This is a genomic window from Brevibacillus fluminis (assembly GCF_003710825.1).
Lineage (GTDB): Bacteria > Bacillota > Bacilli > Brevibacillales > Brevibacillaceae > Brevibacillus_D > Brevibacillus_D fluminis.
Window position 1 is genome coordinate 433991 of the sequence record NZ_RHHQ01000004.1, and the last position, 13625, is coordinate 447615.

At 50.3% G+C, this 13625-nt stretch carries 16 protein-coding genes; 6 read left to right on the forward strand and 10 right to left on the reverse strand.

The window, feature by feature from the left end:
- Positions 1–4: 4 nt before the first annotated feature.
- The 7 genes from EDM56_RS04370 to EDM56_RS04400 form a co-directional block, all read right to left on the reverse strand.
- The gene (locus EDM56_RS04370; protein WP_122916657.1) at positions 5–589 is read right to left on the reverse strand and encodes a hypothetical protein; all 585 of its coding nucleotides are present in this window, start codon (positions 587–589) and stop codon (positions 5–7) included.
- On the reverse strand, positions 586–3018 hold the full coding sequence (locus EDM56_RS04375; protein WP_122916658.1) for a tape measure protein: 2433 nt from the start codon (positions 3016–3018) through the stop codon (positions 586–588). Before EDM56_RS04375 ends, EDM56_RS04370 begins: the two co-directional genes overlap by 4 nt.
- Positions 3019–3191: 173 nt before the next feature.
- Positions 3192–3572, reverse strand: a complete 381-nt coding sequence (locus EDM56_RS04380) for a hypothetical protein (protein ID WP_122916659.1) — start codon at positions 3570–3572, stop codon at positions 3192–3194.
- Between the two features lie 21 nt (positions 3573–3593).
- Positions 3594–4040: a hypothetical protein gene (locus EDM56_RS04385; RefSeq protein WP_183192287.1), complete on the reverse strand. Its 447-nt coding sequence runs from the start codon at positions 4038–4040 to the stop codon at positions 3594–3596.
- 2 nt (positions 4041–4042) lie between these two features.
- Positions 4043–5380, reverse strand: coding sequence for a phage tail sheath subtilisin-like domain-containing protein (locus tag EDM56_RS04390; protein ID WP_122916661.1), 1338 nt, complete (start codon positions 5378–5380; stop codon positions 4043–4045).
- On the reverse strand, positions 5377–5583 hold the full coding sequence (locus tag EDM56_RS04395) for a hypothetical protein (RefSeq protein ID WP_122916662.1): 207 nt from the start codon (positions 5581–5583) through the stop codon (positions 5377–5379). The genes EDM56_RS04390 and EDM56_RS04395 overlap by 4 nt, the downstream gene beginning before the upstream one ends.
- A gap of 3 nt (positions 5584–5586) precedes the next feature.
- Positions 5587–6054: a hypothetical protein gene (locus EDM56_RS04400; protein WP_122916663.1), complete on the reverse strand. Its 468-nt coding sequence runs from the start codon at positions 6052–6054 to the stop codon at positions 5587–5589.
- Between the two features lie 353 nt (positions 6055–6407).
- On the opposite strand from EDM56_RS04400, the gene EDM56_RS04405 reads away from it, so the two are divergent.
- Positions 6408–6833: an SRPBCC family protein gene (locus EDM56_RS04405; RefSeq protein ID WP_122916664.1), complete on the forward strand. Its 426-nt coding sequence runs from the start codon at positions 6408–6410 to the stop codon at positions 6831–6833.
- Positions 6834–6848: 15 nt separating this feature from the next.
- Here EDM56_RS04405 and EDM56_RS04410 read toward each other — a convergent pair whose 3' ends face one another.
- On the reverse strand, positions 6849–7517 hold the full coding sequence (locus EDM56_RS04410; RefSeq protein WP_246009253.1) for a helix-turn-helix transcriptional regulator: 669 nt from the start codon (positions 7515–7517) through the stop codon (positions 6849–6851).
- 380 nt (positions 7518–7897) lie between these two features.
- Here EDM56_RS04410 and EDM56_RS04420 point away from each other — a divergent pair, with 380 nt between their 5' ends.
- From EDM56_RS04420 to EDM56_RS04435, 4 genes are all read left to right on the forward strand, one after another.
- Positions 7898–8158: a hypothetical protein gene (locus EDM56_RS04420; protein ID WP_183192288.1), complete on the forward strand. Its 261-nt coding sequence runs from the start codon at positions 7898–7900 to the stop codon at positions 8156–8158.
- Between the two features lie 157 nt (positions 8159–8315).
- A complete protein-coding gene (locus EDM56_RS04425; RefSeq protein ID WP_183192289.1) occupies positions 8316–8684 on the forward strand; it encodes a helix-turn-helix domain-containing protein in 369 nt (122 codons plus the stop codon).
- Positions 8685–8801: 117 nt separating this feature from the next.
- Positions 8802–9425, forward strand: a complete 624-nt coding sequence (locus EDM56_RS04430; protein WP_122916667.1) for an ImmA/IrrE family metallo-endopeptidase — start codon at positions 8802–8804, stop codon at positions 9423–9425.
- Positions 9422–9826 carry a hypothetical protein gene (locus EDM56_RS04435; RefSeq protein ID WP_183192290.1) on the forward strand — a complete coding sequence of 135 codons (405 nt, stop codon included), beginning with the start codon at positions 9422–9424 and terminating at the stop codon, positions 9824–9826. The genes EDM56_RS04430 and EDM56_RS04435 overlap by 4 nt, the downstream gene beginning before the upstream one ends.
- A gap of 42 nt (positions 9827–9868) precedes the next feature.
- On the opposite strand, the gene EDM56_RS04440 is transcribed toward EDM56_RS04435, so the two are convergent.
- Positions 9869–10525 carry an alanyl-tRNA editing protein gene (locus EDM56_RS04440; protein ID WP_122916668.1) on the reverse strand — a complete coding sequence of 219 codons (657 nt, stop codon included), beginning with the start codon at positions 10523–10525 and terminating at the stop codon, positions 9869–9871.
- A gap of 290 nt (positions 10526–10815) precedes the next feature.
- Here EDM56_RS04440 and EDM56_RS04445 point away from each other — a divergent pair, with 290 nt between their 5' ends.
- Positions 10816–11574, forward strand: a complete 759-nt coding sequence (locus EDM56_RS04445) for a 2-phosphosulfolactate phosphatase (protein WP_122916669.1) — start codon at positions 10816–10818, stop codon at positions 11572–11574.
- Positions 11575–11651: 77 nt separating this feature from the next.
- On the opposite strand, the gene EDM56_RS04450 is transcribed toward EDM56_RS04445, so the two are convergent.
- Positions 11652–13379 carry a putative bifunctional diguanylate cyclase/phosphodiesterase gene (locus EDM56_RS04450; protein ID WP_183192291.1) on the reverse strand — a complete coding sequence of 576 codons (1728 nt, stop codon included), beginning with the start codon at positions 13377–13379 and terminating at the stop codon, positions 11652–11654.
- Positions 13380–13625: the final 246 nt, after the last annotated feature.

Below are 13625 nucleotides of genomic sequence, written 5' to 3' on the forward strand. Positions count from 1 at the left end.
TGAATCACTTCCGTATATCTGGTTTCTTATCGAAAATACGCTTCTTATTTAACTCTTGAATCGTTGGCTGAACAAAAGAAAATTCAACCTGTTCCGTTTTCTTAGCTACCTTACCCGTCGTATTCGGACGAGCCTTCCGTTGCTGTACGATGACGTTGCCTGGCACCAGCACCTGTGTAGAATTGGACCAGCTAACAAATTCATCCTTAATAAAAATGGGCAATTCAATCGAGCCGTAATAGTCCGCCTGTTTCCCTTTAAAGGAGCCGTCACAGGCGCCGATCAGGACGTTCCACGCCAGATCCAGCTCATCGATCGTCAGCAGCACTTCTGTACCCACAAGCCGATCCAAACCAGCCAGCCATTCGCGTGGACCTTGGTACCCTTTAACCTCGACCAACACGTGTTCCGGATCGCCAGGCAACCAAAAGTCAAAGGAAATCGATTTGGCCCGATGAGCCGACAGCCTATTTTTCGCATACAGCGAGATGGCAGTCGTCGTTTCTATGTCATTCCCGTATCCTTTGAAATGAACCTCGCCAGGCGTAACCGGAAACGTCAGACGATACTTGCCTTGCATTCGAATCATACCGGCATCCCTCCTACACGTCCGCCTGGCACGCCGCCGCGCGTTTCCAACGCATCCACCATGCCTTTTTCCACCAGCTTCACAATCTGATTGCTGATACTGCTCTTGCCAAACAATCGCAGCAACCCTGCCTCATCTTGCAAAATTCCTTCGGCATTGATCGTAATCGGCATCTGCGGGATGGAGAGGGAAACGGCAGTAGGCTTTGCCTCAGGCTTGGTCGCCGGAGATTGAGACGGTAACGGCACTGGATTTGGCATGACGCCGGTTTGCGGCATCGCTGCTGCTTGCTGCGGAACGCTAGCTGTTTCACTCAGGGCTTTCTTTTCCCTGATTGCGTTTTCTGCCGATTCACTCGGCTTGTCGTACCATCCCTTGAACATTTCGTATCCTTTGCCGCCGATCCAACTGCCGACGGCACCACCGACATAACCGCCGATGACCGTGCCGAAGCCCGGAACGACCGAACCGAGCGCTGCGCCAACCGCGGTTCCGATTCCGCCACCGATCGTTTCTCCGCCCAACCTCCCCAAGGCGTCCAGCTTGTTATTGGAAGTGAGCACGGTTGCGATTCCAATCGCAGAGCTAAGGGCTGCGGGCATCGCTCTTTTCATTAGTGGAGCAGTTTGTCTCACACCGTTTAGCATTCTCGACCCGAAGCCTTTCAGGGCCTCCCAACCTCCAGCCAACTTTTCTTTGCTGGGGACCAGCTTTGTGACCTGTCCTGCCAGCCTGCCGAATAACCCTTTTTTGACATTCGGTTCAACAGGTTCAGGTTTTGATTTGTTCCCGTTTGGCTTGGGTGCTCCTTTGCCTCCGGTGTTTTGCGCTTTTCCGCCTTTATCGCTTGCATTCCGTTTGCTTCGTTTCTTTTTCTTCTTGTCATTGCTCTGCGACTCACTGCCCGTATCGCAGCAACAGCTCCCTTTACCTGTCTGATCCTGCTTGTTTTGCCCATTTGGTTTGTCCATCTTAAAATATCGATAGATCATATACCCGGCCAGACCTCCGCCCATTGCTTGGCGAAGCGAATCGGGCATAGTTGACAGGGAGTCTGTTAATTTCTTCACGCCAGAAGAAAAAACTGTTAGCACATTATGAAAATCTTGAATCACCTTGGCACCGAATTGATCAGTCGACAACCTTGTCTCATTCTGCTGCATCCGATAGTCAAAAAACGAATCGTTCGCCTTAGCCTTTTCGTACGATTTCTCCATTTCGTTTCCGATTTTCGGATGCGTGTCGCCTGCTGCCAGACGTCCAGCTTCCGCCAAAAGTGGACCGAGCTTCTCTTGCATCTCTTTGCCACCACTGCGGCCAAGCGCATCTAACATTTTATCGCGCGCCTTTACATCTTTGACTGAGGCAAATGTTTGCAGCAGCTTACCGAACGCTTGCTGAATGTCAGCCTTGCTGCCGGATGTCAGCAGCTGCTCTACTTCTTTTGCTTCACGCTCGGCCTGGCTTTTCGCTTCTGCGGGCGTTTTTTTGCCACTCGCTTCATATCCGGTTTGCAGCACTTTGGCCAAATCGCCGCTGCTTGACAGCTGCGTGGCTGCATCCTTGATCGCCTCAAAACCTTTGTCCATCGACATTACGCCCAGCTTGTTCATCGATTCAACCATGGCAGCGATCTTTTCCGGCGTATCGAGCACTTGGTTCATCTCTTTGCTGCTTTTGATCAAGCTGATGAGGGCACCACTGTCCAAATTGCGGCTGTTGTTGATGATATGCTGGAGACTGTTGCCGATCCGTTCAGCGTCGTCAATTTTCGTAGCGTCGCGCATTGCGGACATGGCTTTAAGCAGGTCGTTGCTGTCCCGTCCGGTGGAATATTCCATGCGCGTAGCGTTCAACGCATACTTGCTGCCATATTTGCCATTCAGCTCTTCCCCTTTTGACACGAGAGACATCGCTTTTTGCAGGGTCATTTCGGGGTTTTTGTGCACAAGATCGGTAGCGTTCTTTTCAAAAGTTTTCATCTCATCAGGCGTTTTACCGGTAGCAGCATACAGCCTACGTTCTTTTGCCTGTGCCTCGACATCCGAGTTGACTCCTTTAAAGTCTGTACCGATCATCAAATCGAGGATAAAATCTTTTTGCGCCCACATTTTTGAGCTGAAATTTTCCCACTGAGCGCCCAGCTTTTCTAAAAACGAGACCGACGGCTGCACGTTCATATTCCCGACATCACTCATACTCTGCTGCAGCTTCTGCAGTTCCTGCTGCATCCGCTTTGTCTGCTGACTAAATCCGTGCAGCGCTGCGGTCGTATCTCGTCCGAAATTCTTCATCTGATTGCCTGCATCCCGCATCGTCGAACCCAACTGACTGATCACTTGCTTGGTTCGCTGGAATTCCCTCTGCATGTCTCGCTGCATATCGACCAGTTTCCGCGCTTGTCCTCCTAGTTCTGCTCCTTGATCCATCCCTTTTCACCCCCATTCCTCCATCTGACTGTCTTCGGCTTCAATCGTCTGGCACGCAAATATAAACAGCTTTTGCATGTACCGATCGACCTCATATTCCACCAAATCCGACGGACAGCCCCTACCGCGCAAAAAGGCGCGGCAAAGGTGCCATGCTTCTCCGTCGGTACGGATCAGTTTTTTAACTCATCCACCACTTCCGTTTCGCTTACGCCGGAGTTTACACGGCGGACCGCATCGAGCAGCTTGGCGTATGATTCCGGTTCAGCGTCAAACAGCTTGGCAGGCAACTCGAATTTGGTGCCGACCCCATACGCAGTAAGGAGAGCGGGATCGTTCCACGGAAAGTCATGCTCGGTTGCCTTGACGAGACGCGCATCATTATATCGGTACCAGTCCATCGTGTCGCCGACCTCCGCCAGCCTTTCGCACGAGCGGCTTTCTTGCAGCGTCAGCTGTCGCACCTTCCATTCATCACCCGCCACATTGACTATGAGTTCCTTGCGAGACGCTTGTTCGTTTGCTTTTGCCAAATATTTTTCCAGTTTACTCATCGTTTTTTCCCCTTCCGATGCCTATTCTGAGTATTCCGGCAGCTTATCCAGGAATACCGGCTTTTCGTTGCTGCGGCCTTTGATTTCATACGTAGCGTTGTCATTGCCTTCCGCTTTCGCTTCCCACAAAGTCAGCTCCTCAGGATTGAGGTAAATGTCCGTAATTTTCACGCGTTCTTTGTGATTCGCTTCCTTGTCGACAGTCTCGCCGATCAGCATCGGCAAAATCGGCGTTTTGCCTTGCGTCATCTTGTCCACGATTTCGTATTTCAGCGCGGCATTCGTGGAAGTCAGCTTGAGCGTGACCTCGACGTGCCAGTCATTTACGGTTTGCACCGCCCCTTTTTGCAACCGGTTTACTTCCCCATAGGTCGCTTTCAGGACGAACTTGCCTTCAAGCGTTCCTTCAATGATGTCACCGTTGTCATTATAAATTTGGCAGTTTTTCAGTTTGATATCGCGTTGCATAATTACTGCACCTCCCAGGAAAGGTCAAAATATTCGATTGCATCAAGCGGACGAGCGGCCAAACGGAAGCTGCGGCGGTCGCCTACGCCGTTTTTCGTGTCCTCGAACACCCAGCCAGCATCGATTGCGCCCTGTTCTTCGCGGATTTTCAAATAAGTGGTGTACGCGCCGACAAACACAGCTGCACCCAGATCGTTGTTCGGGAGCTTGCCCATATATTTTTTGCCGACGGTCAAAGCATCGTTTTGAATCTGGTCGATCGTCATGCTGACACGGATTTTGCCGAAATCTTCGCGCTCTCCTGTGCCGAGGACGGACAGCGTGTTGATCGCGCTTTCGATCAGGTAGCTGTCGCCGTCGCGCGTGGCGATCAGGGTGCCGGTGTAGAGCGCGCTCAAAATTTCCGTATGGCTCCAGTCTTTTCGCGCCTTTTTCAACGGTACAGGCTGGGCGGTCAACGAGACATGCGCCGGGGTTGCCGCAGCCATGCCCGCTACCCATGCGGCCCACTGCAGACTCGAATAGTCTTTGCCGCTGACATGCTCACCCGCGATGGCGCAGTTGATCACATAGCGCGCATTTTGTGCGACGGAACGCTCCGTGTGCTTTGCCATGTTGGCATCATCCTCGACTTTGCCTCCGATGACTAACGTGCTCATCTTTTTGTTCAACGTGCGTCGGTCAAGCATGAATTGCTTGGCTGCCGCCTGAATAGCCGGATCGGCGCTCGGTAGGTACAACGTATCGAAATCCGCACCGCCGATCGCGCTGAACAGCTTGGTGAAATCGGCTGCGGTCAAAGCAGCCGTGCCGGTTGTTCCACCGGAAAGCGACGTTTCGGCAACATCTGTTACGGACGTTGTTCCGAGCTTGGTCACGCGAATGTGCAGTGATTCTGCCGTTTTGCCGACCAGCTCTTCAGCGGTCGCGAACGAGTACTTTTCCGTCTTGATCCCGCCTGTGACTTGCAGCTCTTTTTTGCCCGGCTCTGCCGAGGACGCTGTGATGCTTATGCGCAGCTGGTTGCCGCGCGTGCCAGGATAACGGGCCTCGATTTTGATCGCATCGTTTTGGGAATACGACGCAGTTTTAGTGTTTGCATCGGTCATGCGGAAGCCGATGACGGTCGCGCCGCTCGCAGCCGCCAGCTCCAGCACATCGATTTCACCGAATGTTTCAGCCACACGTTCTTCAAAGCCGGCCATCCGGATCAATGTATCCGGTGCCCCCCACTCCGCCTGGTACGGTACCAGCACGACTCCGCTTTTCGGCAAAACGCGCTCCTGCGCTTTGGCAATCAGCTCTACGGTAACACCTGGTCTCTCACGTTGAATGGTCATTTATTTGCACCTTCCTTGTATATTTTCAATTTGTCCTTTACGGCTGTCTCGCTCAATTGGGCGGTTGCTGGCTCATGATATAGTGCACCCGCTACCTCGAAGCGTTCTGCTGCGAGAGCCGCGGCCCGCTCGATCCATTCCTGTTTCGTGGCGGTGAACGCCGCAGCTTGCAGATTTTCAGCATGTTTTACCGGTTTACGCATTTCTCATACCTCGCTTTCCAACTCAAAATCATTGATTTTTGGCGACTGCTCGCGCGGGATCGGAACCGTGTACTCGAACTCGAATGTGATATCCGTCCGATCCTTCTTTTCTTTCGTTACCTGAAACGTCGCTCCTTCGATATGGATGAACAGTCCGTCTGTCGGGCCCCGGTAACTGAAACGCTCGCTTACCAGAAGCTGGCGCAGCGGCTCCGGGGATAGCGGATCGCACCGTTCCGTCCCATTTTCGATTCGCTTCGGATGATGCAAGGCAATGCGCGCCTTAGCGATTACCCGATAGCTGGTCAAGGTGTTGCCTTTTTCCGCGACATTTTCGATCAGGACGAACGCGAGCGGCGGCTCAAATGCCCCCGCCATCCACAGATCGAGCTGATCGGATATCGGTAATCCGGGATAGGCTGCACGCACTAGGTCGATAATGCAGGACAGCTCCCGCTCTCGGCTTCCCAAAGATCATTCCCTCCTTTCCATTGCTCGACTTGAAAAGCCACCATCCGCTCAACATTGAAGGATTTCTCCAAAACAAAAAGCCAACGCATAACCGCGCTGGCTTTTCTTTCAGCTCCAAACGGATGAAAGCTGTTTCGCGAAATGACTCCTCTGCATTTCTTTCGGTGAGGAGTTGATCTTATCTTTCGCTTGGCTTCAGTATAAAACTTTTTGCCTTCGCGGACGAAATTTGCCAGATCCGTTCTTATGAAACAAACTGTCCGATTTGTCCAGTTTGCAAGGAGCAATCGCTTATGGTGTCGAATAAAAGCTTGAACATGGTAAGGCAATCGCTTGTAATGAGGAGGATTCTCATGTCCACGCATACATCCCGCATCACAATTCAGGCTCCGGCGGAAAACGTCTGGGAAGCTCTTACCAATCTTGAACTGGTCAAGAAGTGGCAGTATGGCAGCGAACTGATTACAGATTGGCAGGTCGGCAGCGAAATTCGTTTTCGCGTCGAATGGGAAGGCACTGTGTTTGAGCAATGGGGAACGGTTTTGGAAGTGGTGCCCCACCAATTGATCACGTACACGTTATTCGCTCCTCGCCCTGGATTGGAAGACAAGCCGGAGAATTACTTCATGATGAGCTATTCACTGACAGATAAAGACCAGTCCACCTTGCTATCGATCAAGCAGACCGATAACAGGCCAGGAGCTTCCGAACAGGATTCGGATGAAGACGGCGATAATGCCATTTTGAATGCACTCAAAGCAGTGGTAGAGGGGCAGTAGGCGACAAAAAAACGATCAGCCGGCTTGCAGCTGATCGTTTCCGTACATGGCGAGTGCCATTTTTTTGATTACATTGCGTTTCATTTCGTGGAAATGTGAGCGGGAGATGCCGAGATGCTTGGCGATGACGTTCATTCGCATACCCTCCATGATGCACTCTAGGACGATGCGTTCGCGCTCGCTGGCGATCCGCTCCATCGCTTGTTCCACCCGCAGAATGCTTTCCGTCAGCTTTTGTAGCCGCTTTTGGTTTCGCTCGCGACGCACGACCTCCCGCTGCGTTTTGTCACTGGTCGTCCCTTTTCCATTCGGCAGCGCGGCTTCGATGCCATACGCGCTGCCGAGCGATCCGCCCACTTCTTCCAGCGAGAGGCGAATTCGCTCGATTTCGCGTAAATTGAACGAATAGTCTTTAATCTCTTCTTCTGCCCGCATAACCATGTCGGTATAACTGTCAAAAGCCACTTTCGCTGCTTGTACGACACCATCGGTTCGGTCAATGGCTGACGTCGCATGCTCGGCAACAGCTTCGCCGAGTTTTTCCCATTCCGGGCAGCTCTCGATTTTGCCGACATGCAGATTGTGCACGTTGCACATGCTTTTCTGTCCCCAGCAGGTCGCCGGGCACTTCTCACACACTTCTTCGATCAATCGGCTTCTTTTTTCCATCGACATGCTATCCATTTCCTCATCCCCCTGTATTTTTTTCTTGTTTTCAACCTATCAATCGAAACTTATTTCCAAATACTCCGTATAACTGTAGTGACAGACAGATTGTAAAGGAGTGATTCTATGCTGAAGAAAATCTTGCATCACTTGCTGAGCTCCAAGTCGTCTTCCCACCGGCACCGTACGTACAGCAGCAGCGATACTTATCACCGGAAAAACACCCATTACCATTCGAGTCACGGCCACTCGCATTACGGTAGCACCCATTACAAAAAGAAGCATTCCAGCCACAGCTTTTTCAGTAGCTGACGCGCAGCGGCACGTTCGACGATCTCCCCTCCCCATCTGCATGGGGATTTTTTCGCGGTTGACCTTCATGATAGGAGGGATCCCTGATGTTCCTTTTCATTGATTTTTTGTTGACCTTGTTTTCTCCTTACAAAACCCTCGTCCATACGGTTTTTGGCAACGAAGCGTACTTTCACTTAACTGCCAAGCTTCAAGCACATGGCGTTTCCTATCGAACCAGAAGCCACCCCGATTTCCGCTCGGCAGGGAACCAGCTTGTACCGCGCAGCGATTTCGCCCAATACGATATTTATGTCAAACCGGAAGATGAGCATCGGGCTTTGGCAGCAATTCACGAAAGCTCTTGAGAAGCCTCATTTTCCACCCTCAGCTAAACGAATCGTTTACTTTATGACTAAATCTTAAACTAAACGTTTCGGTTAGTCAATAGTGTTTATAAACTTTTTGTTTAACTATTTAAACGTTACGTTTACACATGGTACAATACATATGGAGGTGATCCCATTGACTCTTGGCGAAAAAATTAAAAAGCTTCGTGAGCAGCGTGGCTGGACACAGGCTCAAGCTGCCGAGAAGCTGGGGGTATCCTCTCAAGTGGTCTCCAACTATGAGCGGGACTACCGCTCACCGGACAAAGAAACGCTCTCCAAAATAGCGAAAATGTATCATTGCTCCATCGACTGGCTTCTTGGGCTATCCGATTCACAGGGACAAGCGGACGAGGGTGGCTTACATGTTCAGGCTGAAAAAGTCAACAGGGCTTTTTTGGAATTTCCGGAAGGGATTAGTGAAGAGGAACGCGAATATTTAGAAAAGCAGATGAAACTCCAATTGGAGATTTTTCGCAGCCTAAAAGGTAAAGACGGCAAATGAATCCTCCATTGTAAACGAGGGCATGCTCGTCTTTTGTTCGATACAGCTCATCAACATGAGCTCTATTTTTTGGCTACAAAACAGAACGTACGTTCCGATTCAGGGAGGGGGATTACGATGCTTGCACACTACCAACCTACCGTGCTCGAAGATTGGGTCGAAGCAAAATATCAATCCGTTGGCATTTTAACCCCTGCTGATCTTACAATCGACAATATCGCCAACGCCTTCCATATCAAGGTGATCCTGCTGCCCGGAGCTAAGGAGGAAGCCCTTTGGGATGACTCGCTTGCGGCGATCTTTCTGAATGCAGACAAACCTGTGCTGGAGACACGCGAAATTTTTTTCCACGAGCTATGCCATCCGTTGTTGCATCATGGCGACCAGCTCGGGATGTCATCCCACCAGCGGTTGCATCAGGAAGAACAAGCAGGCCATTTCCAGCTATACGCAGCCCTTCCTTTTTTCATGATTCGTTCGCTCACTCTCCCACAGCTGGAACAAGACATCATCCACCTGCTAGCAACCGAATTCGCGGTGACACATGAATTGGCGCGGAAACGATGGGAGCAAATTCATCGCCGCAATTATTCCGGCGAGGCCCACTATCAGCTTGTCGCCGAAATGCGCAGCCGTTACAAAAAATCGTTGCCGCAAGATTGGTCGGATGAAACGAAAGCACTGTATGAACGGGCAATCCAGCGACAGCAGAAACATTACAGAGGGATGGTGATCCGATGAATGCATCAGTTTATTACGATTATTTCGACGGGCATCTCGCTCCGCTTTGGTACGTGCTGACTTTTCAAAAGGGCGAGCTGGATTGGCATACCCCAAGCTTGTTTGTGCCGATCAGCCTGCCCTTTTTACGGCAGGAGCTGGATGACTTCCATGCTCATGCTCTCGGTCTCACGGTTACGCTGGGAGAGCTGACACTTCATCCCCATAAACCCGGCCAATTCGGCATTTCATTGCCGAGATTAGGCAAAAGAGCTGCGGAAGCGGGGTATTCTTGTGAGGAAGTCGAGCTGTTCATTATGCAAGTCGCTGATCTGGAAGAATTGCTGCAGATGCGTCTTTTCGCCCGAAACGATGCCCGAGCTGGCAGCGTGCTGCCGCAAAGCGGGGAGACGGCGTCGTGAATAAAAAAGCCGCGCGGCACTTTGGGCGCTGCGCGGACGATCCTATCCAGTCACATCCGGCTGGACAAGCGTGATCTCGATACGTTCTTTTCCTTTTCCGATATTGTTTCGTTTCAAACGGAGCTGTCCCACCTCGCCTGTCCGCTTCAAATGCGTTCCTCCACAAGAAACACGGGCAAATCCGGAAATTTCCCAATACCGACGCTCCACCTCGGGATCGCTGAAAGCGCTTATGATGGGGTGATCTGCCCCAATCAGCGCATGCGCTTTTTCCGTCAAGAGCGTGAACGAATTCGCGATATTCTCTTCCCACTCAAAATCGATTCGCGCCTTTTCTTGTGCGATATGGGCCCCGATCTTGGTGATCGGCCCGAAATTCTGGTACACGAGCTCCAAAATGATTTCCGCAGCAAAATGCAGGCGCATCAGCTTGTATCGCCTGTCCCAATCAACCTCGGTGCTAACTGCCATGCCAGGAGTTAGCCTGTGCCCATCTTCCAGCGTATACACGATCTCCTGACCCGCTTTGCGAGCTTGCAGTACCGGATATCCGCCGATTGTGCCCGCATCGCTTTCCTGACCGCCTGCCAAAGCATATAAAATCGTCTCGGAAAGCGTAACCTCATTTCCTTCCACCGTTTTGACCGTGGTATCAAGCTTGGTTTGATAAGGATCTTCCCAAAAGATTTTTTTCACCATGAGCGCACTTCCCTTTCGCGTAGGTCTACTTGTCGATTTCGAATTGGAACCAGAATGAAACCGCCTCTTTTCCTGCTGTAGTTGACTGATTTTTCAGTTTTTAAGTAAGTGTGAATACCGCTCACAGTGAAGATTATCGCACGTATTTTTATACCAATATATGTAAATTAAACTTTCCAGAACCCATTCAAAATCATAACAAAATCTTCAATATAAGTCTATTTTCTCCTGATTTGCTGTGCCATAATTGGTCAAGTTCGCTACCTTTCCTATCGATTGGAGTTGTTACTATGTTTGCGCAAAATGGATTTGACTGCAAGGTGGAATGGGGCAAGCGCGGTGCGCGCGAGGCTGCCGAGCGGGGGGACATCACGATCATCGTGGATGTGCTGAGCTTTTCGTCAACGGTAGTGACGGCCGCGAGCATGGGGGCGATCCTCTATCCCTTTCCTCCGCCGATCAATGACGCGGCCCTCGCATATGCGGAGTCGATCGGTGCAGAGTTGATGCTCGGCAGAGCGGAGGCGGTTCGGACCGGCACCCCGTCGCTTTCTCCGCTTTCCTTCGGCCCGCAGCATCAAAGCAACCGATTTGTCCTCTGCTCATTGAACGGAGCGGCTTGCACGCGAATCGCCGCAGAGGTACCCGCGCTGCTCGTTGGCTGTTTGCTGAATGCCACAGCTGTCGCGAATCAGGCGAATCGATTGCAAAAGCTGACAGGCGCCGCAATCACCGTGGTTGCCTGCGGCGAGCATTGGCGGGACCCGCAAGCCAATGAAAATGAGCTGCGGCCGGCGATAGAAGACTACTTGGGAGCGGGTGCGATCCTGTCGAAGCTGACCGGCAGTAAATCACCGGAGGCGCTCGTCTGTCTCGGCGCTTTCCAGCAAGCCGCGCCAAGGCTTTCGGAGTTAATTTGGGATTGTGGCAGCGGACGGGAGCTGCGCGACAGTGGGTTCGCGGATGATGTCCGTCATTGCGCGCGTTTGGACGTGTTTGATGTCGTCCCGCTGCTCAACGTGGATCATTTCACCCTGATTACGCATTGACGGGAGCCAGTCATAACCACTGGCTACGCTGATGACTCCCGTTAGCCCTAAAAGGAATCCCGCTCTCACATTGCCTTTTACAGCATCTTGATTTCAGTGATTTTCGTGGCCTGTTGGTTTAAATATTGAGGAAGTAGATCCACTGGTATCGGCTTTGAAACCAGATAGCCTTGAAAATAATCGAAATGGAGGCGATTGAGTAACTCAAATTGATCGAACGTTTCTACTCCCTCTGCAACCACTTTCTTTTGTAATTGATGGGCGATCATGATGACTGCCTTCAGGATGGCTTCATCTTCCACCTTACCACTTTGAATAAATGATTTATCAATCTTTAGGTTATGGAATGGCAATCGTTTTAAATAACTAAGAGAAGAATATCCCGTCCCGAAATCGTCAATCGAAATTTGGACCCCCATCTTAACCAGTTCTTGTAGCGTTTCAATCGCTGTTTCTACGTTTTGAGCAATGGCACTTTCCGTTATCTCGAGTTCCAAGCGATTCGCTGCCAGCCCAGAAGCTCGGAGGATATCACGTATTTGTTTGGGTAGCTGCTTATTTTCCAATTGGAGTGGAGACAGGTTTACAGCAATCATTTTTGGGCTACCATGCAATCGTCGTAATCTCTTCATATCATGGCAAGCTTTCTGTATCACCCAAAGACCGATTTGGTTGATTAAACCGGTCTCTTCAGCGAGTGGGATAAACTCCGTAGGTGAAATCCACCCCATTCGATGGTGTTTCCATCTTATCAGTGCCTCAAACCCTCTAATGATGTTTCTCTCCACTTCTACGATTGGTTGATAATGCACCTCCAACTCTCCTCGGTGAACTGCCTTTTTTAAATCATTTGCAAGCTGATATCGATCCACTCGGGGGGGTTCATACTTTTTATCGTAGAAGCAATAGGTGTTTCCTCCTGCTCGTTTGGCCTGTAGTAATGCAGCCTTTGCATTTTTGAACAATGCATCAATCGTTTGACCGTCTTGAGGATAAACGCTTATCCCTATGCTGCCAGTGATATCCGCCTCATGATCGTCGACGTGGAAGCAGGTCTGAAATTGACGCAAGATGTTACGAACAATCTGGATGATATCGCGTTTTTGGCTGATATTTGAACACAATATGGCGAACTCATCAGCACCAAATCTGGCCAATAAATGATCTGCTCCGATCGAACTCATCAATCGATTCGCTACCTCCTGCAGCAAGAGATCTGCCGTAAGCTGACTAAAGGAATCATTGATCAAAGAGAATCTGTCAAGATTGACGAGGATGAGAGCCACTTTGTTTTTGCTACCTTGTATCTTGCTCAGCTCGGCTTGCGAACAGTCTCGAAAGTAGGAGAGATTCGGAAGTTTCGTAAGTTGATCAATGAACGTCAGCTCATTCACTGCCTTTTTTTGTTCCGTGATGTCTCGCGAGATACCGATATACCCACTGACGTTTCCCTTCGTGTCGATTAGAGGTGAGATTGTCAACAGCGTATGAATCTGGGTTCCATCTTTGTTCATGCGTATTGTTTCATACCCAGAAACCTTGCTGCCATTCTTAGCTCTGTCATGCAGGGACTCTGCTTCCCTCAAGTAATCGGGAGGAATAATCGGCAGTTTATGTCCAATGATCTCCGACTCCTTCCAACCATACATGTGCTCGAATGCACGATTTACTTTCATAAGATTTCCACTCAAATCCAAAACATCGACTGCATCCGTGATGTGGTCAATGAGCACATTGAATTGTTCACTAAATACTTGGAAGTGCGCTTCTGCGTAAAACCGCTCACCGTTTTCTACCTTATCCAATTCCATCTCACCCATTCGTTCAAAAATTGGAAATAACGCGTTATTTTTGAGCTTGGAGGCTTAAAATCGAATAGGCTATTTCGTAGAAATAGCCTAAAGTGAGATAACTGTTGTTTGTCCGGATCGGTAACGCTGTATGGTTCGTAGCACGTTAGTCATAAGTTGTTTCCGATTGTACATGGTGTCTTGCACCCCAAAGCATCCTTCAAGCCGTTTCAACCAGCATGTCATTAAATTCTAACGAGC